We start from the raw sequence: 17,448 nt of genomic DNA, 5'->3' as shown, positions 1-17,448 counted from the left end.
ACTTCAGGGCTTAAATACTTTCAGCAAGGCACCATCTGGAACAGTCCTGCGCCGCACCTAAGCAGTTTGTGAAGTGACAGTCGCAGTAAAAAAGAGTCGCGTACCTGTGTGTTCATCGACATCGTCACTCCGACCCCGTGCAATGCCAGCCCTTGGGCGACGCTATTGATTTCCCCTGCAGCACCCGGTTACACAACTGCAAGAGTCATGGCCCGCTCATGCACGCTTCACCCAATCACTGTGCAACAAACCATATAACGCCGAATCTGACACTTTCCCTTCGACGATCCAGCGTTCGCGTAAAAAACCTTCCTGGATAAAACCCAGTCTTTCCAGTGTTTTGGCTGAGCCGAGATTGTGCGGCTCTATGTCGGCTTCGACACGGTTGAGATTCATTTCATTGAAACCGTAATTCAACAAGGCGACCAGTGCTTCGTGCATATAGCCCTGCCCCCAGACGGCAGCGTCCATGTCATAACCAATTTCAGCACGGCGGCACCCGGCATCCAGATGAAACAGGATACAACTGCCAAGAAAGAGATTGTCAGTTTTTCGTATCAGTCCCAGTCGCACAAAATCACCTTTAAGCATGGCCGCCATATCGCGCTCTACCATCGCCATGGCCTGCACCATTTCAGTCCAGGGTGGCGAAGGCATGTAGCGCATGACGTCCGGGTTCGAACGTATACGCAAAATAGCGTCAGCATCATCCAGACGCAAGGGCCGCAAATGCAGGCGCGGGGTATCGATAGTGATTTGTTCGAAAGATGGCATGTTGGATTCGGTGTTATGAATAACGAATACGGTCAAAAAAGTACACTAAAGAAAGCTTCACTCAATCTCATCAATCGCCTCAACCCCAAGCGCCTTGAGTCGCTCGACGTTGTCCTTCATGGCCTGTAGTAATTCGGAGGGATGGCCCTGCCAATCGGTCACTTCGCCTGTAACCCGCAGCGGTTCGCGGGAGCGGTATGATTTTGTTGGATTGCCTGGAAATTTTTTGTCCGTCAGATTGGGGTCGTCCGCTATGGTACCAGTAGGTTCTACAATGTAGATTCTGCCCGGACCTTCACCTTGTGCCAGTTCTGCGCCCCAGATGGCGGCGTCGAGGGTGGCCGTCAGATAGACGTGGTTTGCTTTTTTTCGCTGTCCAAAGTTAGAGGCATAGCCAGGCTCGATGAGGTCGCCTGGTTTCAGGTCGGCCCGTGTGCCGTGGTAAAGCTGCTGCAGGCTCAGGTCTTCGGTGGCAGGTGCTGGTTGGTTTGCTGTCATTTCTCTCTCCCTTTTTTGAACAGGCGACAGATTTAATTATGCAGCACAAATCCCGTATTTCGGCAAAAGTTCTTGTACTACATACAGCCTGTGCATTTGTAGCGCATCGTGGAATTTTTTCCAGTCGCTGTCCAGAAAATTGGGGTTATATATAAAATCTTCATTTCCTGTGTCTTTGGCTTCTGTCGTTCCCAGGGCTGCATGCTTCCATGAATTCAAGCCTTTTGGTACATAGGTCAAATCAATTTTTCCAAAACTGAAGTGCGCTTTTCTGATCGCTTTTAACCATGTCGCATGTCTTATATCACCATCTTCGTTGATGGTTCCCCTGATCAGTTTATCTATCTTGTCTTTGTCCTCTGGTGTCAGCCCGGTAGCGCTCAATGAAGCATCGCCAGCCCTGAAACTTTTCATGGCAATGCACATGTGGTCGGCAGCTTCGAGGAAGTCTTTGGGATTATCTCTGTTCACCACTTCTCCTGCGCCGTTGGTATAAGCCCAATTCAGGTAGGGCCGGTCTGGATAACTCAATACTGCACCATGCCCCAAAGGTAATGCGCCAGCGACAAATTCCCCTTTTGCATGATCAAACAAATGAGAAAAATAATCCTTGATGCTATCGCCCATGCTGTCAGATGTATGTTCTGCATGCTTACTTGTTAATTGCGAAGCCCGGTTGATTGCATCTTCAACGCCGACAAAACCTTGGTGCGCCCATGTATCGGCGTAGACATGCATGGTAATTCCCAGCCGATGCAACGCATTTCTGTCAGTTTTTCGTTGTATGCATTCTGCAACCATGTCACGCGCCACATAACTGTTAGGCTTGCAGATAATTCGCTGTATGAACCCCAGGTCATCCCCCTGGCCTGCCGGTAACCCATTATTACCAGGAAGAAAATGGAACGGTATCCATGCATGATGATTGGCAAGATCATTGAAATTTTTATAGTCCAGCATCTTGTGTGCAGACGCAATGCGGGAATACAGGGCACCGGTATCAAACTCTATATATCCGTCATTGGTGGCATCATCCACATACTGCGCACTGTAGGCGACGATCTGTGCTTCTTCATGCGAGAAATCAGCCAGGCGTGCAACTATGTATGTGACTGCATGATGAAAATCAATTTGCATGATGACCTCATAGAAATGGAGGGGTGCTTCAGGAATGGGATGATCGTATTGCAGCTTTTTGCTCAGGCGAACTTCAGTCCGGCCTGATCACAGGATGCATTTTCACAGGATGAATCATTGTGCTTTATATTTATCATAAAGACAATAATAATTACAGTGTAATAATTGCAGTGACCGAGTTTTAGCAGCTAGCAATGAATGAGCGGCAACTCAAGCGACTCTTTCTGACATGAAGCAGGGAATTATTTCTTATTATCAAGAGTTGCTATGAAGGTGGACGAACAGCACGGAAATATAGCTATGGCATGACCTGCCATGTATATCAGGGGATGTATATTACCTTGTGCAGTCAATGATCTACTGCACAAAAGCCTGTGCGAGTATTGCTGCTCGCCCGCACTATCGGCGATGCCGCCTGTGCCTTGATGACCTGGGCTTCACTTCTTCTTTGTAGCCAAGCAATTTGCCTATCTTTAGCGCATCCATCAACCTGGCGGAACTGGCCCTGGCATTCAGCAAGACCAGAGTCGCCATTTTGCCAGCGAGCTTGACGCGCATGATGAGGCAGTTGCCAGCTTCGTTGGTGAAGCCGGTTTTAGAGAGCAATACTTCCCAGCCTTTTTTGCCTACCAGGCGATTGGTGTTGTGGAATTCGCGGGTACGCCCATCTTTAAGGGAGATGCTGTCTTCACTGTCGGTCGTGATGTCGGCAATCTCAGGATATCGGGCAGCAGCCTGCGCCATTTTTACCAGATCGGCGGCGGTCGAGGTGTTTTCTGGCGACAGGCCAGTGGCTTCCTTGATGACGGTGTTGGGCATGCCCAGCGCGATCAGCTTGCTTTTGACGGCGACGATAAAGGCATTGTTACCACCAGGATAGGTGCGTGCCAGCGATGCGGCGGCACGGTTATCAGAAGACATCAGCGCCAGTTGCAGGGCATCCCTGCGGCTGATGGAACTGCCTACGGGGACGTGTGAGCTACTGTGTTTTAATTGATCGACATCGTCCGCAGTGATGTCGATTTTTTCATCCATATTGGGCTTGGTGTCGAGGACGACCATGGCGGTCATCAGCTTCGTCAGCGAAGCGATGGGTACAACGGTGGTGGCATTTTTTTCCAGCAAGACCTTGCCATTGCGGTCATCCACCACAATCGCATTCTGGGAATTCAACTGCATGGCAGCCAGGCTACTGCTATAAAACAGCAAGATCACAACTAGCTTACGCATCAACATCGGGGCATTCTTTTCAAATACAAAAAAACCAGCATGCTATCTATCTGAGCTTCAGACAGATAGCGGCCTGGTCTGGTCAACACAGGGGAAGCGATGGCTTCCCCTTCAGTTACTACTTTCCAGCTATTACTCAACTACTACTGTTCAGCTTTTACAGCTTAACTACTACTGTTGAGCGACTACTTACCGGTTATTACTTGCCAGAATACACGATATCGGCACGGCGGTTTTCTGCCCATGCGGCTTCATTGCTGCCTTGTGCTTTTGGTTTTTCCTTACCCAAGGAAACAGCTTCCATCTGTGCTTCAGACACACCCAGCAATGTCAGGGATTTACGTACGGCTTCAGCACGTTTTTGGCCCAGGGCCAGGTTGTATTCGCTGCCACCACGTTCGTCGGTATTGCCCTGGATCAGGATTTTTTTGCCTTTATTGGCGCCCAGGTATTTGGCGTGTGCATTCACGGTCGTGCTGTATTCGGATTTGACTACATACTGATCATAATCGAAATACACGCTACGTTTTGCCAATGGGCTGTTTACATCATCCAGTTCATCTTTGACAACCACAGGCGTCACAACGCGGTCATTTTTTGCTTCTGGTTTAGGTTGTGGTTGCTGCTGTGGCTGTGCAACTGCCTCTGGCGGTTTGACTGGTGTGCTGCTGCAGGCTGCCAATAAAACTGCTACTGCTGCCAGACTGGCGGCGCTTTTGATTGTGTTGATTGCACGCATGAAAATTTCCTCGAAGTTTTAATTAATGAATTCAAACCTGAAGCGGGGAAGTACACACCACAGGTATTACAAAACTTCGCTATGGTGCCCTAGGAAACTTAGGCGAATCTTAAAAAATACCCGTGGATAGGGATAAAACAGGGATTTTTACGCTGAGATTGATGATTTTTGCAATATTTGCCAGCCAATTTCCGGCTATCTTTAACTTGCATGGCGAAGAGAAGCCGGAAACTGTATGCGTACTTCCAGCCCGCCGATGGCAGCCTGGGCCATCTGTATGCGCGCCTGGTGGTGATCGGCAATGGCTTTGGTAATGGCCAGACCCAGGCCGCTGCCACTGGCACTGCTGCCTGCTACGCGGTAAAAACGATCAAAAATGCGCTCACGTTCGGCTTCGGGGATACCAGGCCCGGAATCCTGAATCACCAGCTGTATGCCGCCTATATCATCAATCAGCGTAATGTAGACTGTACCTTCTCCCTGTATATAACGCACGGCATTGTCAAGCAGGTTGCGTATCATGACGCGCAGGCTTTCGGCATCGCCCATCAAAGCGGTATTGGCGGCCATCTGGCTGCTGATGCTGATTTTTTTTGACACTGCAAACGGCATCACATCGCTGACGGCCTGTTCCACACAGGCGTTCAGCAAGGTCGGACTGAAGCTGAGTGCCGCCTGCGATGAAGGGTCTTGCCTGGCCAGTGCCAGCAATTGCTCCACCAGGCGCGATGCACGGTCTACCCCGCCCAGCAGGCGATTGACGGCTTGCTCATGCGTGTTTTCATCCTTGGCACGGCCCAGGTTCTGCACCTGCAAACGCAGGGCTGTGATCGGCGAACGCAATTCATGTGCGGCATCGGCGACAAAGCGCTGCTGTGCCTGCAAGGCCTGGCCCATGCGGTTAAGCAGTGAATTCAATTCCGTCACCAGCAGGGACACTTCGCCGGGCAAGCCTTTGTCTGACACCGGGTCGATAGAATTGGCGCTGCGATTAGCCAGTTCACTGCCGATGCGATTAAGTGGTGCCAGTACCGAGCTGACGCCCCACCAGGCAGCACAAAACAGCAAGATGGAAACAGGAATGACCGGCCACAGGGTACTGAGGGCAAATGAAAATGCACGTTCACGGCGGGCACTGATTTTTTGCGCGACCTGGATCACGCGCTTGTTTTCTTCGGCGGCATACACGCGCCAGTCGCCATTTTCAAGATTGACGGTGGAATAACCCAGTGCCGCCTGTTTCGGCAAGCTGCGATGCTGGCGTGACTGGTACACCCTGGCACCATCTTCTGACCATACCTGCACTACAAAATCAAAATCATCCATCTCGGCGCCGGGCAAGGTATGCCAGTCTACCTGGTCAAAATCACCGTCTTGCAGGGCCAGTGCCATTTGCTGCATGTGGTAATCGAACAGTTTGTCGGCTTCGCTGATGGCGGCATGCAGGGATGTGGCAAACTGCAGGGCAGCGGCAGTCAGAATGGCGATGCCAAACAGCAGCATCATTTGCAGGCGCAGGGATTTCATGCGTTTTTCTCAACCATGTAACCGACACCACGCACGTTGACGATAAATTTCTGGCCCAGTTTTTTTCTCAGGCCATGGATATACACTTCCACCGCATTGCTTTCAATTTCTGAGGTGTAGCCAAACAGCAGCTCTTCCAGCCGGCTGCGCGACAGGATGGCACCTGGCCTGGCGATCAGAGCGTCCAGTATGGTCCATTCACGTGCTGACAGAATGACCTGCTCCCTGGCGTTGAAAACCTGGCGCGTGGTTGAATCCACCTCCACCTCACCACAAACATAAGAACTGTCCACCCGCCCGCGTGAACGGCGCAGCAGCGCGTGCATGCGAGCAATCAGTTCATCCAGATCGAAGGGCTTGATGAGGTAATCATCCGCCCCGGCATGCAGGCCCTGCACTCTTTGCGCCACGGTATCACGCGCCGTCATGACCAGCACTGGCAGGGCATCACCACGCTTGCGCAAGGCTTTCAGGATATCCATGCCATCGCGCTGCGGCAGGCTAAGATCCAGCAGCAGTATGTCGTAACTGTGGATTTGCAAGGCAGCCTCTGCGGCTTCGCCACTGGTCAGCCAGTCGACCAGATTGGATTCACTCTCCAGTGCGATCTGGATATTTTCACCTATCATGGGATCGTCTTCGACGAGCAGGACTTTCATGGTCTGTCAGAAATCAGGGTTATGGTGCAATGACGGCTTGCACATGCTGTAAAGCGAGGATTGTACGCGATGGCGGTGCTAACGGCATGCACTAAACCGCTTGACACCGCTTTGCGTTTGACAGTTAATTTCCATAACAACAAAGAAATGAAAGAAAAAATGACAGCGCAAACTGCCCCAATCACTACCGGTGTCCATTCTGTACGAACAGAAAAGATACGCACATGGCTCGTGCGCTGGATGATGGCTGCTGCCGTGGCACATTTTGTGGTCGGTGCAATCCTGCCATGGCTGGCAGCGCAAAGCTGGATGGATGTCTATCACCAGCATATAGACCAGCATTTCTGGCAAGCCGCCGCACCGGATGCCGCACGTGCCGTGCAGATATGGTGGATCAGTCTGTTTGGACCAACCGTACAAACCGTCGGCCTGTGGATGGCAGCCCTGACGCAGTTGGGTAAGCGCTATCGCAGCCGCCTCGCATGGGGCTGGCTGCTTGCCGGTATCGCAGTCTGGGCACCACAAGACATACTGATTTCGCTGCAAGCGAATGCCGTGGTGCATGTCTGGATAGACAGTCTGGCTGTGCTGACCCTGATACCGCCTTTGCTGTGGCTGTGGCAGATTGATCAGGCCAGTGATTCGACGACGCTAAAACCTGTTTCGTAAAACGCAGGTTACAGCCGTCTCAGTACTTGCAAATGGATTAACAGCCACAATCTACGAACTTCTTATTCAGGAGCACGCATGTTCTTTCTACACCACCCACAACCGGTACGCCCCAGAAAAGCCGTACCTGAACTGCAAGTTAGTAGCCAGAGCCAGGCCATAGATACCAAAACCATCGTGGTGGAACACAGCACAGAAGAATTGCGCACGCTGCAATTGCCGGCGCAAGCCAAAACACCTGCCGACAGCAAGTAAAAGAAACAAAAAAAACTGCGGCTTCCCTCACAACGAAGAAAAGCCGCAGAAGCGCTCACAACACAAATGGAATCGATATTGAACTGATTGGCTTATGAAGCGGCTCCTTCCCGCTTCCTGGCCTCTTCTTCATACAATTCTTTTTTGGACAATTTGCCTACTGGCGTTTTGGGCAATTCAGCCCGAATGTCCATGGCTTGCGGCATTTCATGTTTGCCCAGCCTGTCTTTAAGGAAGTCTTTCAGGTCATCAAAACTGAATACGGCCTGCCCTGCCTTGAGTTTGATAAAGGCCTTGGCCGCCTGCCCGCGATAAGAATCGGGGATGCCGATGACGCTGACCTCGGCTACTGCAGGGTGTTCATAAATCGCTTCTTCGATATTGCGTGGATAGACGTTATAGCCACCCGACAGAATCATGTCCTTGGTGCGGTCAACGATGTACACAAAACCGTCCGCATCCATGTACCCGACATCGCCAGTGCGGAAGTAGCCATCGGCAGTGAACGCTTCACGGGTCGCATCTGGCTTGTTCCAGTAGCCTTTCATGATATTCGCACCAGCGACGCAGATTTCGCCGCGTTCACCCGGTGCCACCTCCTGACGCGGATCATCAATGCTGACAAACTTGAAGCTGATGCCGGGCGTAGGCAAACCGCAGGAACCTGTCTTGCGCACGCCACCTAAAGGTGTGAAGGTACCAGTGGGTGACGTTTCAGTCATGCCCCAGCCTTCCAGCAGGGTACAGCCTGTCAGTGCCTGGAATTGCTGCAACACCTCTGTCGGCAAGGGTGCGCCGCCGGAGTTACAGAACTTCAAGGCGCTCAGATCAAATTCCTTGATTTGCGGATGATTGATGATGGCGGTGTACATGGTGGGTACGCCGGGGAATACCGTGATCTTCTTGTTCGCCAGATCCTTCACCACGGCATCAGCATCAAAGCGGGTATGCAAGACAATTTCTGCACCCAGGCGTATGCCGAACAGCATGTCCACCGTCAACGCATAGATGTGGAATAGCGGCAGCACGGCCAACAGTTTTTCCTTGCCCTCTTCCAGCACGCGCGGCTCGATATTAGTGGTTTCCATGATCTGGCTGCACGCCGTGGTCAGGTTACCATGAGTGAGCATTGCGCCCTTGGGCAGGCCTGTGGTGCCGCCTGTGTATTGCAGGGTAGCGATGGCTTCTTTGGGGTCTATCGCCGCAATGGGCGTGTAATCACCATCATTGTCCAGCAGTTTTGCAAACAGCAGATGTTGTGCATTGTCGGGAATGGCACTGAGCTGGCCGGCCTTGTCCAGATTCGCCCTGACGGCATCCGGATAAGGCGTCATTTCCGGGATATTGCCGATGATGAGTTTTTGCAGGCGGGTATGGCCCAGCATCTTGGCCATTTGCGGATACAGCATGACCATGTCCAGCGTCACCAGCATATCGGTATGGCTGTCGGCAATTTTATGCTCCAGCACTTTCTCGGCATCCAGCGGTGAGTAATTCACCACGGTGCCACCAGCCTGCAAGATGGCGAAAAAGCTGATGACGTAATGCGGTGTATTCGGCAAATACAGGCCCACATGTACGCCGGGCTTCACACCCAGTTGCTGAAAGCCTTTAGTAGCCTGGTTCACCAGTTTTTGCAGTTCTGCATAACTGGTCTTTTTGCCCATGAATTCAAGAGCAGGCAAGTCCGGCCATTTGGCGACGGCATCATGCAGTAATTGTGGCACGCTGCTGATGGGCAGGTCGGCGTCCCAGTGTACGCCTGCGGGGTAAGATTTGATCCAGGGTTGTAAGTCGCGCATTTTTGTCTCTCTTTATAAGAATAATTTGAAAATGTCAGCCAACTGGGAAGTTAACGTCGGAAAAGCCCTGCCTCAAAAAGAGGAAGGGCCAATCCGGAACTACCCGTAAATCGCACTTATGAAACTACAAGTAATTATTTTTTCTCCGTATATTTTTTCAATTCCATCTTGCCGATCTGATTTCTGTGTACTTCATCCGGGCCATCGGCCAGGCGCAGGGTACGGGCTTGTGCGTATGAATACGCCAGGCCAAAATCATCCGACACGCCACCACCGCCATGCGCCTGTATCGCCCAGTCAATGACCTGGCAAGCCATGGTCGGTGCGGCCACCTTGATCATGGCGATTTCTTTGGCGGCTGCCTTGTTGCCTACCGTATCCATCATCTGTGCGGCATTCAGGACCAGGAAGCGTGCCTGGTCGATCAGGATGCGGGCATTGGCGATACGTTCCAGTGTCACGCCCTGCTCTGCGACCCGTTTGCCAAAGGCCACACGTGTCAACGAGCGCTTGCACATGTCTTCCAGTGCACGTTCTGCCAGACCGATCAAACGCATGCAGTGATGGATACGGCCAGGCCCCAGACGGCCCTGGGCAATCTCAAAACCACGGCCTTCGCCCAGCAAGATATTGGATGCGGGCACGCGCACGTTTTCAAACAGGACTTCGCCATGGCCATGCGGTGCATCGTCATAACCAAAGACTGGCAAGGCACGCAAAATGGTTACGCCCGGCGTATCGCGCGGCACGATGATCATCGATTGCTGCTTGTGGCGGTCAGCATTATCAGGATCACTCTTGCCCATGAAGATGAACACTTTGCAGCGCGGATCATTGGCACCGGACGACCACCATTTGCGGCCATTGATAACGTACTCATCGCCATCACGCACTATCGATGATTCAATATTGGTGGCGTCAGATGACGCCACTGCTGGTTCTGTCATCGCGAAACAGGAACGGATTTCGCCACGCAACAATGGTTTCAGCCATTGTTCCTGATGTTCAGGCGTGCCATAACGGGCAAATACTTCCATGTTGCCGGTGTCGGGTGCCGAGCAATTGAATACTTCAGGTGCCCAGACAGCGCGGCCCATGATCTCGCACAGCGGTGCATATTCCAGATTGGTCAAACCTGCACCATGGCCAGATTCTGGCAGGAACAGGTTCCACAGACCGGCATCACGTGCCTTGGCTTTCAGTTGCTCAACGACCTTGGTTGGTATCCAGGCATTGCCTGCCTTGCGGTTGGCAGCGATCTCACCAAAGAAAGTCTTTTCATTTGGATAGACGTGCTCATCCATGAAGGCGATCAGGCGTGTCTGCAAATCTTTGACTTTGGGGCTGTATTGAAAATCCATGATGTGTCCTTTTTCCTCGTTTGTTCAGTTAGCTAGGTTTGTTCAGTTTTTTTTCAAATGGACATGGCTATGTCCGTTTTACCTTCTTTGTAGCTCAATATTGCGCGCCGTCAGCAATGCTGTTGCGCATAAAACCTCTTCGCCATCACGTACAGAGAAAACCTCTGCGGCGCTGACTGTTAACAACTTGCTGTGTGAAACCACGCGTCCGCGTGCCCGCAGTTTTTCACCATCGGCGGGAGCGACTATTTTTAAACTACTGTCTATGCTGGCGTTGATCCAGCCCGGTGGCAACAGAGTGCCGGCAGCAGAAACACCGGCAAAATCTGCGGCTGCAAATATCGCTGTGGCCTGCATCTTTCCGGGTACGAAACTGAGTTCTTCGCGGTAGGCAATATCCAGTTCCACTTCGCCCGGTTCCACCTTCACAAACTGTATGCCCAGCCATTGCGCCATGGGCATGGCCAGCACCAGACTCTTCAGTTGCACTGCGTAATCTGGATTGCTTGCCACGTATGCCGGTTTCATGATCGCGCCTTGTTATTTGCCGTATTAACTAACCAGATAGCCGCCATCAACATTGATGCAGGCCCCGGTGGTGTAGCTGGACGCATTCGATGCCAGATACAAGACCGTGCCCGCCATTTCATCGGGTTCAGCAATGCGCTTCATGGGTATGCGGGTCAGTGCTCTTTCAAGGATGACAGGATTGTGGAACAGGGCTGAAGCAAACTTGGTATCGGTCGCGCCGGGCAGCAAGGCATTCACGCGCACGCCCATGGGTGCACATTCCAGCGCGAAGGATTTGGTCATGGCGATGACTGCCGCCTTGGTGATGGAATAAATCCCCTGCATGGCACCTGGCACCACACCGTTGACAGAAGCCACATTGATGATGCTGCCACCACCGTTTTTTGCCATCAGTTTGGCACCGGCAGAAGACATGAAGAAGTAGCCGCGTATATTGACATCTACCGTCTTCTGGAAGGCACCCACGTCCGTCTCGGTGATATGCCCGAAGTGAGGGTTAGTGGCGGCGTTGTTGACCAGAATATCGAGCTTGCCGTGCGCTGCCGTAATGTCGGCAAACAGGGCATCAATCTGCGCCATTTCACCAATATGGCAGGCACGTGCTTCGGCCTTGCCGCCAGCGGCAATAATTGCTGCCACCACGGCTTCGCAAGCTTCTGCCTTGCGGCTGGAAACGATGACATAGGCACCGTTGGCAGCCAGGGTTTTGGCAACGGCTTCACCTATGCCACGGCTGGCACCGGTGACCAGTGCGACCTTGCCGGTTAAATCGAACATTGCTGTCATAACTTGTCTCTCTTATTTCTTAGAACCTGTTTACGATCTGTAGCGAGCGGGTGTCAGCGAGGTCAGGGTAACAAAAACGCAGCGCAAAAAGCGGAATGTACTCTAAGTACATGAGCATTTTGAGCAGCGCATGAGCCTCGCGTCGACTCCGATTGCGCTCGCGCATTAAGATCGGAAACAGGTTCTTAAACGTAGGTAATTGCTTTGGGGTTATTCAACACTTCAAGATGCGAAAAATTGTTCAGGTAAGCCAGTGCAGGACGCAATATGCCTTCTGCTGTCGGCTGCAAATGAAAGCGGGTGACGGCACTATTCACCAGCGACCAGTTAAGTTCGGCAAAGCGCGGATCAGGAAAGCCCAGCACATGCTGGCAGAGCGCCGATATGGTGCCGCCAGAGGTGAACACGACGATGTTTTTGGCATCATCAGCAATCGCCAGTTGTTTGTGCATGGCGGTGACGCAACGCTGGCGAAATGTGTTCCAGCTTTCCACATACTCAGCATCATGTTCGCCTGACATCCAGCGGCTGATGGCCTGGGCAAAAATATCCTGGAAGGCCTGCTTGCCATTCGGGGTATTCATGAGGAAATGTTTGACCGCTGCCGGGTCATCAAAGGCTGGAACATGGCGTGCCAGGACTTCATGATGGTTGTATTCGTTGAAACCGGCATCACAATGCCAGGCAGACATATCCAGCGCGTCAACATCTTGTTGCAGTATTTCCGCCATACAGACTTGTGCCGTTTGCTGATGTCGCTTCAAGGCACCCGTGACAACCCGTGAAACCTGCATGTCACGCGCCGCCCACCAGCCCCCCAGATACCGCGCCTGCTGCTGACCCAGTTCAGACAATTGATCATAGTTCTGGCTACCGAATGAAGCTTGCCCGTGTCTGACCAGATATAAAGCTGCCATTACTTCCTCTTTGATAAATCAGGTATAAATTGATGAACAAAGTGTAAGCGCGCGACTATAATTGATCAAATGAATAGTTATTATCCATATTAATTAATCTCATGCATTTATCCCGTGTCGATTTAAACCTGTTCACCGTCTTTGTTGCCATCTATACCGAAGGCAGCGTGACCCGTGCCAGCCAGCAACTGAACCTGACCCAGCCTGCCATCAGCCATGCATTGAACCGCCTGCGGCAATTGTTCAATGACCCGCTGTTTGTACGCCAGGGGCAAATGATGGTATCGACCCCGCTGGCGCGCAGCATCATAGAACCTGTGCGACAGGCGCTGCGCGGGCTGGAAGTGACGCTGACCGAGAATGACAAGTTTGACCCGGCACTGGCTAGCAAACAGTTCAATCTTGCTTTGCGTGATGTATTGGAATCGACTGCCCTGCCGCCATTAATGGAAAGCATTACCCGGCAGGCACCGCAAATCAATCTGGCAGCAATACAGGTAGAAAGGCGGGAACTGGTCAGTGAACTGGCGGCTGGCAGTCTGGATCTGGCGATTGACATGTTGTTGCCATTGCCAAATGAAATACACCGCCAGAAGGTAGTGCAAGGCAATACCGTCGTGCTGGCAAGACGTGATCATCCCGTCATCCATGGCAAGCTGGATCTGGACACGTATATGCAGGCTGAGCACATACTGGCAAGCTCACGCCGCAAGGGTATGGGTCTGGAAGATTTTGAGCTGAGTCGCCTGGGCCTGCAAAGACGCATACGCTTGCGCTGCCAGCATTATTTCGCCGCTTGCAGGGTGGTTAGTCAGACCGATTTGTTGCTGACCATGCCGGAAGGCTATGCACGCATTGCGAATGAACAGTTTGGCAACCAGATATTTCCCTTACCTGTCGCCATGCCTTCATGGGACGTGTACCTGTACTGGCACCAGAATGTGGAAAATGACCCAGCCAACCGCTGGCTGAGACAACAGGTGATAGCGGCGTTTCAGAACCAGACGGTTTGATAAGGAATAAAGTATGGTTCTGCTTGCAACCCAAGCTTGCAACTAAACCAGATGGGATTTGGTGAAATTTATTTACCGGCCTTTGGCTCGTCTGGTAACAGACAGGCATCGATAATTTGCAAATCATTATCTTTGGCAAAACTGACCACGAAATGGTAGGCCAGCGGTTCGATTTCACGTATGGCTTCATTGACCACGACAGAACGCACGCCGTTCAGCAGGATGGGGCGAACATAGGGTGAATATTGCAGATGCGAGTGACGGCCACCGTCAGGACTGAAACAGGACATGGCTCCACACAGGCGCTCTGCCCAGTCACTGGGGCGAAATTGCTTCCCATCACTGGTGATGCCCTGGATGAAAAACTCGCGGACTTGTTGCGTTTTTTTGGTATCGGCCATGTGCTCGGCTTGCGATAAAGCAAGAGTGAATAAAGCTCAACATCATTATGTGATACCAAGCTTTCAAAATACTTCCATATTATATCTTATAGAAGACTTGAATCAAAATCGCCAGGTAGATATATTACGAGTCTTTGCAAAATCCGTTCCAGCATGTGAAAGCCAGGATGGCATCTGGCTAATATAGTTCATTTTGGACCATAGTAAAGCGTCAGCTTGCACCTGCACTTCCAACTTCTTTGTATGTGAACACAGACAGGCTACATGCTAATGACTTGCACGCCCATCCACACAGAATGAAGTTTGTATTTTCTACAAGCGACTTCTGGAAGCCAATAATAATTTTGTCAGCAATGTTTGTCTTTTCACCACTTCCAGCATCAGTAAGGGCAACAGCAGGCCACATACCAGGGCAATGCTGGCATACAGAATATTGTGCAAGCCTACATCGTCCTGTGTGCCCAGCTTGCCCAGCAGGGCAAACACCTTCCACTCTATCCATGAATGAAAAATCATGATAAACAGGCTGCTGCTGCCCAGATAGGCCAGAGCCCGCCTGCCTGCATTCCATTTTCCCAGGACATCGGCCAGACTCAACAACAGGTAAATGCCAGCCAGTGCCTGTGCCGTGGATATCCACCAACTGCCGTACAGGCGCATGTTCAAGTCTATGGTGTCGTCAAACAACACATGCAAGGTCACGAAGGTAAGGCCAGCCAGCGCCACGCCCCATGGCTGCGGCTTGAAATGCATGACCTTGTCGCGCCACAGATAACCCAGCAGGATAAAGGCAGTGCTGATGCCCAGCAGATCAGCACTCCAGGGCAGACCGGGGAAGTTGTTTTGCCGGTTCCCCAGTGCCTGGTTCAGATGGGTATAGGCTTGCCCGTCAAGTTGGGCCACAAACTGTGTCAGCACGATCCCAAGGCCAAGCAGCAGTGTAGTAACAAGCGCCACCAGGCCCTGTCTGGCGTCAAAATGATCGATGATACGCAGCACACCCCAGGCAGCCAGCATGGCCAAAAACAGATGCGGCAGATACCACAGCGGTACCCATTCTATGGTGTTGCCGGTGCCATATAACAGACCGGCCAGGTAAGTATCCCATGGCACATGGGCAAACAGAACGCGAAAAGCACCCCAGATCAGCAGCACCACAAAATACGGCTTCAGCAGCGCATCCGCCTTGACGACCAGAAAGTCCCGGAAACCGGCATCATGGTGGAACACAGCACCAGACAGAAAGAAGAACAGAGGCATGTGAAAAGAAAAAACGATGCGAAATAATTCGCCATGATCATGCGCAATGATCCAATTGTGACCAAATACCACCAGGATAATCCCCAGCCCTTTGGCAATATCAATGGTGGCATTACGAACGGTGGGATGGCTAGTGCCGGGGGTAGTAGCAAGGGGAGTGTCAGAGGCAGTACCAGAGATCGCATCAGGAGAGGCGTCATTGCTGGAAACAAGCACTTGCATATAAGCCGCCCTCCCCTGATATTAGCCCTTAATTCTCAACAATGATCTGATATGGCAATGCCGGCCATTGCTGCGGTATCAATGAATAGATCGATGCTGCTACCGGCAAGCCATCTACCATCAAACGGTTGCGGGCTGTGCATTCATGCAGCGCACCCAGCTTTCTGGCGACTTGCATGCTGAGTTCATTGCCTTCGGCCACGACGATCTCGATACGGTTAAAGCCCAGCTCTTTAAATCCGGCTTCAGCCAGTATGCGTGCCACCCGGGTGGCTATACCCTGCCCCTGCCTGGATTGCCTGATCCAGTAGCCAAGGTTACAGTAATTATGCATCTTGCTGATCAGATTCAAGCCACAGGCTCCCAGCAATTCCTTACCGTCTTCAGCAAAGATACCGAATTCATAGGCCGTGCCTTCTGCACGACCACGATTGCAGGTATCAAACCATTCATGCGTACCTTCTATCGTAAAGCCAGCATGGCACCACGACATCCAGCGGCCGACGGTTGGTACGGATTCCAGTACCGTAGCAGTAAATTGTTCTGCATCCTGCGCCTCAAAGGCACGCAGGCAAATACCAGGGGCAATAATTTTTTTCATGTGATCAGCAGGCAGTTTTCATATCAGGACGGTGACTGCGCAGACGGGGCAGCCAGCGCATCACGCATGCAAGAAGAAAAAAGCTGGCAGCATGAGCACCAGCTCTTTATTTATACCCAGGCAGCAAAAGAGAGCAGCAATAACAGCAGCATCCATAGCAACAAGGCGCGCCAGACCAGGCCAACAGCGCTTTGCAGGGCTCTGGGTGATGCTTCGGCACCGGGCTGGCTTTCCAGTTCCAGACTGTCGACATCGACGGCGCTGGCATCGGCCTGCAAGACCATGGCTTTTTCTTCTGGCTCGCCCAGACGCACACCCAGTGCACCACCACCGGCGGAAAGAATGATGCCCACCGCTTCGTCAGACCAGCGATCAGCATAATTACGCCAGGAATACACGGCATCTTCAAAATTGCCGACAACAGCAAAGGCAACGGCTGTCAGGCGGGCTGGTATCCAGTCTATCCAGTAAAACACCTGGGCTGCGTAGACACCGAATTCTTCATTTTTCATGTGATCGGGTTCATTCCATGCACGCGACAGGTATTCAGCCACGCGGTACATGACGGCACAGGCTGGCCCTACCGGCATCAGGAACCAGAAAAACACACCAAACACATTGCGATGGCTGGCAATCAGCGAACGCTCGACAGCCAGTCTTGAAATTTCAGACACATCCAGGCCGGTGGTGTCCAGATGCGTCCATTCCGCCAGATAACGGCGGGCGGCGTCTTCATCCCCTGAACTCAGGGCCAGTTGTATCGACGTGAAATAGTGGCTGTAACGACGAAAACCCAGGGTCAGGTAGACGATGATCACATTCCAGATCAGGGCTGCAAAGGGGCTCAGGCGATGGCATAGCCAGTAGATCAGCGCAGTAGGCACAGTCAGCAGGCCGACTATGATCCACCAGCCCAGGCGACCATGCTTGACTTTACCGGCATTGAACGAGGCCTCGATTTTTTCAGCCAGCGTCTGAATCTGCGTATAGATAGGGTTATCCGCACGCAAGGGCTTGAGCTGCTCGATCAACAGAGCTAACAGAATCGAAATAAAGGTCATAATTG

Annotated in this window: 19 protein-coding genes; 3 read left to right on the top strand and 16 right to left on the bottom strand. The window is 52.0% G+C overall.

Going from position 1 to position 17,448, the window contains the following annotated elements:
• Positions 1 to 216: 216 nt before the first annotated feature.
• The 7 genes from H8L32_RS12265 to H8L32_RS12235 form a co-directional block, all read right to left on the bottom strand.
• Positions 217 to 774: a GNAT family N-acetyltransferase gene (locus H8L32_RS12265; RefSeq protein ID WP_186947515.1), complete on the bottom strand. Its 558-nt coding sequence runs from the start codon at positions 772 to 774 to the stop codon at positions 217 to 219.
• Positions 775 to 831: 57 nt separating this feature from the next.
• Positions 832 to 1,272, bottom strand: coding sequence for an NAD(+)--rifampin ADP-ribosyltransferase (arr, locus tag H8L32_RS12260; RefSeq protein ID WP_186947514.1), 441 nt, complete (start codon positions 1,270 to 1,272; stop codon positions 832 to 834).
• A 36-nt stretch (positions 1,273 to 1,308) separates the two neighbouring features.
• Positions 1,309 to 2,409, bottom strand: a complete 1,101-nt coding sequence (locus H8L32_RS12255; protein ID WP_186947513.1) for a DUF6765 family protein — start codon at positions 2,407 to 2,409, stop codon at positions 1,309 to 1,311.
• Positions 2,410 to 2,808: 399 nt separating this feature from the next.
• A complete protein-coding gene (locus H8L32_RS12250) occupies positions 2,809 to 3,639 on the bottom strand; it encodes a serine hydrolase (RefSeq protein WP_408058867.1) in 831 nt (276 codons plus the stop codon).
• Positions 3,640 to 3,838: 199 nt separating this feature from the next.
• Positions 3,839 to 4,369 carry a peptidoglycan-associated lipoprotein Pal gene (gene pal, locus H8L32_RS12245; RefSeq protein ID WP_408058874.1) on the bottom strand — a complete coding sequence of 177 codons (531 nt, stop codon included), beginning with the start codon at positions 4,367 to 4,369 and terminating at the stop codon, positions 3,839 to 3,841.
• A 210-nt stretch (positions 4,370 to 4,579) separates the two neighbouring features.
• A complete protein-coding gene (locus H8L32_RS12240; protein WP_186947510.1) occupies positions 4,580 to 5,905 on the bottom strand; it encodes an ATP-binding protein in 1,326 nt (441 codons plus the stop codon).
• The gene (locus tag H8L32_RS12235; protein ID WP_186947509.1) at positions 5,902 to 6,564 is read right to left on the bottom strand and encodes a response regulator; all 663 of its coding nucleotides are present in this window, start codon (positions 6,562 to 6,564) and stop codon (positions 5,902 to 5,904) included. Before H8L32_RS12235 ends, H8L32_RS12240 begins: the two co-directional genes overlap by 4 nt.
• Before the next feature lie 159 nt (positions 6,565 to 6,723).
• Between H8L32_RS12235 and H8L32_RS12230 the strand changes: the two genes are divergently transcribed.
• Together H8L32_RS12230 and H8L32_RS12225 are read left to right on the top strand one after the other, a co-directional pair.
• The gene (locus tag H8L32_RS12230) at positions 6,724 to 7,233 is read left to right on the top strand and encodes a cell division protein (RefSeq protein WP_186947508.1); all 510 of its coding nucleotides are present in this window, start codon (positions 6,724 to 6,726) and stop codon (positions 7,231 to 7,233) included.
• Positions 7,234 to 7,311: 78 nt separating this feature from the next.
• Positions 7,312 to 7,488, top strand: coding sequence for a hypothetical protein (locus H8L32_RS12225; RefSeq protein ID WP_186947507.1), 177 nt, complete (start codon positions 7,312 to 7,314; stop codon positions 7,486 to 7,488).
• Between the two features lie 92 nt (positions 7,489 to 7,580).
• Here the strand turns inward: H8L32_RS12225 and H8L32_RS12220 are convergent, their stop codons facing one another.
• From H8L32_RS12220 to H8L32_RS12200, 5 genes are all read right to left on the bottom strand, one after another.
• Positions 7,581 to 9,290, bottom strand: a complete 1,710-nt coding sequence (locus H8L32_RS12220; protein WP_186947506.1) for a long-chain-fatty-acid--CoA ligase — start codon at positions 9,288 to 9,290, stop codon at positions 7,581 to 7,583.
• 134 nt (positions 9,291 to 9,424) lie between these two features.
• The gene (locus tag H8L32_RS12215) at positions 9,425 to 10,651 is read right to left on the bottom strand and encodes an acyl-CoA dehydrogenase (RefSeq protein WP_186947505.1); all 1,227 of its coding nucleotides are present in this window, start codon (positions 10,649 to 10,651) and stop codon (positions 9,425 to 9,427) included.
• A gap of 78 nt (positions 10,652 to 10,729) precedes the next feature.
• Positions 10,730 to 11,179, bottom strand: a complete 450-nt coding sequence (locus H8L32_RS12210) for a PaaI family thioesterase (protein WP_186947504.1) — start codon at positions 11,177 to 11,179, stop codon at positions 10,730 to 10,732.
• Between the two features lie 24 nt (positions 11,180 to 11,203).
• Positions 11,204 to 11,968, bottom strand: a complete 765-nt coding sequence (locus H8L32_RS12205; protein ID WP_186947503.1) for an SDR family oxidoreductase — start codon at positions 11,966 to 11,968, stop codon at positions 11,204 to 11,206.
• A 185-nt stretch (positions 11,969 to 12,153) separates the two neighbouring features.
• Complete coding sequence (locus tag H8L32_RS12200; RefSeq protein ID WP_186947502.1) at positions 12,154 to 12,885, bottom strand: histidine phosphatase family protein; 732 nt, start codon at positions 12,883 to 12,885, stop codon at positions 12,154 to 12,156.
• Positions 12,886 to 12,986: 101 nt separating this feature from the next.
• On the opposite strand from H8L32_RS12200, the gene H8L32_RS12195 reads away from it, so the two are divergent.
• Entirely contained in the window at positions 12,987 to 13,898 is a 912-nt protein-coding gene (locus tag H8L32_RS12195; RefSeq protein WP_186947501.1) for a LysR family transcriptional regulator, read from the top strand.
• 68 nt (positions 13,899 to 13,966) lie between these two features.
• Here H8L32_RS12195 and H8L32_RS12190 read toward each other — a convergent pair whose 3' ends face one another.
• The 4 genes from H8L32_RS12190 to H8L32_RS12175 form a co-directional block, all read right to left on the bottom strand.
• The gene (locus H8L32_RS12190; RefSeq protein WP_186947500.1) at positions 13,967 to 14,299 is read right to left on the bottom strand and encodes a DUF3579 domain-containing protein; all 333 of its coding nucleotides are present in this window, start codon (positions 14,297 to 14,299) and stop codon (positions 13,967 to 13,969) included.
• Between the two features lie 312 nt (positions 14,300 to 14,611).
• Complete coding sequence (locus tag H8L32_RS12185; RefSeq protein ID WP_186947499.1) at positions 14,612 to 15,781, bottom strand: acyltransferase family protein; 1,170 nt, start codon at positions 15,779 to 15,781, stop codon at positions 14,612 to 14,614.
• Positions 15,782 to 15,809: 28 nt separating this feature from the next.
• A complete protein-coding gene (locus tag H8L32_RS12180) occupies positions 15,810 to 16,382 on the bottom strand; it encodes a GNAT family N-acetyltransferase (RefSeq protein WP_186947498.1) in 573 nt (190 codons plus the stop codon).
• Positions 16,383 to 16,492: 110 nt separating this feature from the next.
• Entirely contained in the window at positions 16,493 to 17,443 is a 951-nt protein-coding gene (locus H8L32_RS12175; protein ID WP_186947497.1) for a CobD/CbiB family protein, read from the bottom strand.
• Positions 17,444 to 17,448 lie beyond the last annotated feature (5 nt).

It is taken from the genome of Undibacterium hunanense (genome assembly GCF_014284335.1).
GTDB lineage: Bacteria > Pseudomonadota > Gammaproteobacteria > Burkholderiales > Burkholderiaceae_D > Undibacterium > Undibacterium hunanense.
The sequence above is the reverse complement of the archived record's forward strand: the minus strand, read 5'-3'. Positions and strand labels throughout refer to the sequence as shown.

Coding starts and splice junctions, on each gene's coding strand:
- H8L32_RS12265 (WP_186947515.1), bottom strand. CDS start 774: ATGCCATCTTTCGAACAAATCACTATCGATACCCCGCGCCTGCATTTG.
- arr (WP_186947514.1), bottom strand. CDS start 1,272: ATGACAGCAAACCAACCAGCACCTGCCACCGAAGACCTGAGCCTGCAG.
- H8L32_RS12255 (WP_186947513.1), bottom strand. CDS start 2,409: ATGCAAATTGATTTTCATCATGCAGTCACATACATAGTTGCACGCCTG.
- H8L32_RS12250 (WP_408058867.1), bottom strand. CDS start 3,639: ATGCGTAAGCTAGTTGTGATCTTGCTGTTTTATAGCAGTAGCCTGGCT.
- H8L32_RS12240 (WP_186947510.1), bottom strand. CDS start 5,905: ATGAAATCCCTGCGCCTGCAAATGATGCTGCTGTTTGGCATCGCCATT.
- H8L32_RS12235 (WP_186947509.1), bottom strand. CDS start 6,564: ATGAAAGTCCTGCTCGTCGAAGACGATCCCATGATAGGTGAAAATATC.
- H8L32_RS12230 (WP_186947508.1), top strand. CDS start 6,724: ATGACAGCGCAAACTGCCCCAATCACTACCGGTGTCCATTCTGTACGA.
- H8L32_RS12225 (WP_186947507.1), top strand. CDS start 7,312: ATGTTCTTTCTACACCACCCACAACCGGTACGCCCCAGAAAAGCCGTA.
- H8L32_RS12220 (WP_186947506.1), bottom strand. CDS start 9,290: ATGCGCGACTTACAACCCTGGATCAAATCTTACCCCGCAGGCGTACAC.
- H8L32_RS12215 (WP_186947505.1), bottom strand. CDS start 10,651: ATGGATTTTCAATACAGCCCCAAAGTCAAAGATTTGCAGACACGCCTG.
- H8L32_RS12210 (WP_186947504.1), bottom strand. CDS start 11,179: ATGAAACCGGCATACGTGGCAAGCAATCCAGATTACGCAGTGCAACTG.
- H8L32_RS12205 (WP_186947503.1), bottom strand. CDS start 11,968: ATGACAGCAATGTTCGATTTAACCGGCAAGGTCGCACTGGTCACCGGT.
- H8L32_RS12200 (WP_186947502.1), bottom strand. CDS start 12,885: ATGGCAGCTTTATATCTGGTCAGACACGGGCAAGCTTCATTCGGTAGC.
- H8L32_RS12195 (WP_186947501.1), top strand. CDS start 12,987: ATGCATTTATCCCGTGTCGATTTAAACCTGTTCACCGTCTTTGTTGCC.
- H8L32_RS12190 (WP_186947500.1), bottom strand. CDS start 14,299: ATGGCCGATACCAAAAAAACGCAACAAGTCCGCGAGTTTTTCATCCAG.
- H8L32_RS12185 (WP_186947499.1), bottom strand. CDS start 15,781: ATGCAAGTGCTTGTTTCCAGCAATGACGCCTCTCCTGATGCGATCTCT.
- H8L32_RS12180 (WP_186947498.1), bottom strand. CDS start 16,382: ATGAAAAAAATTATTGCCCCTGGTATTTGCCTGCGTGCCTTTGAGGCG.
- H8L32_RS12175 (WP_186947497.1), bottom strand. CDS start 17,443: ATGACCTTTATTTCGATTCTGTTAGCTCTGTTGATCGAGCAGCTCAAG.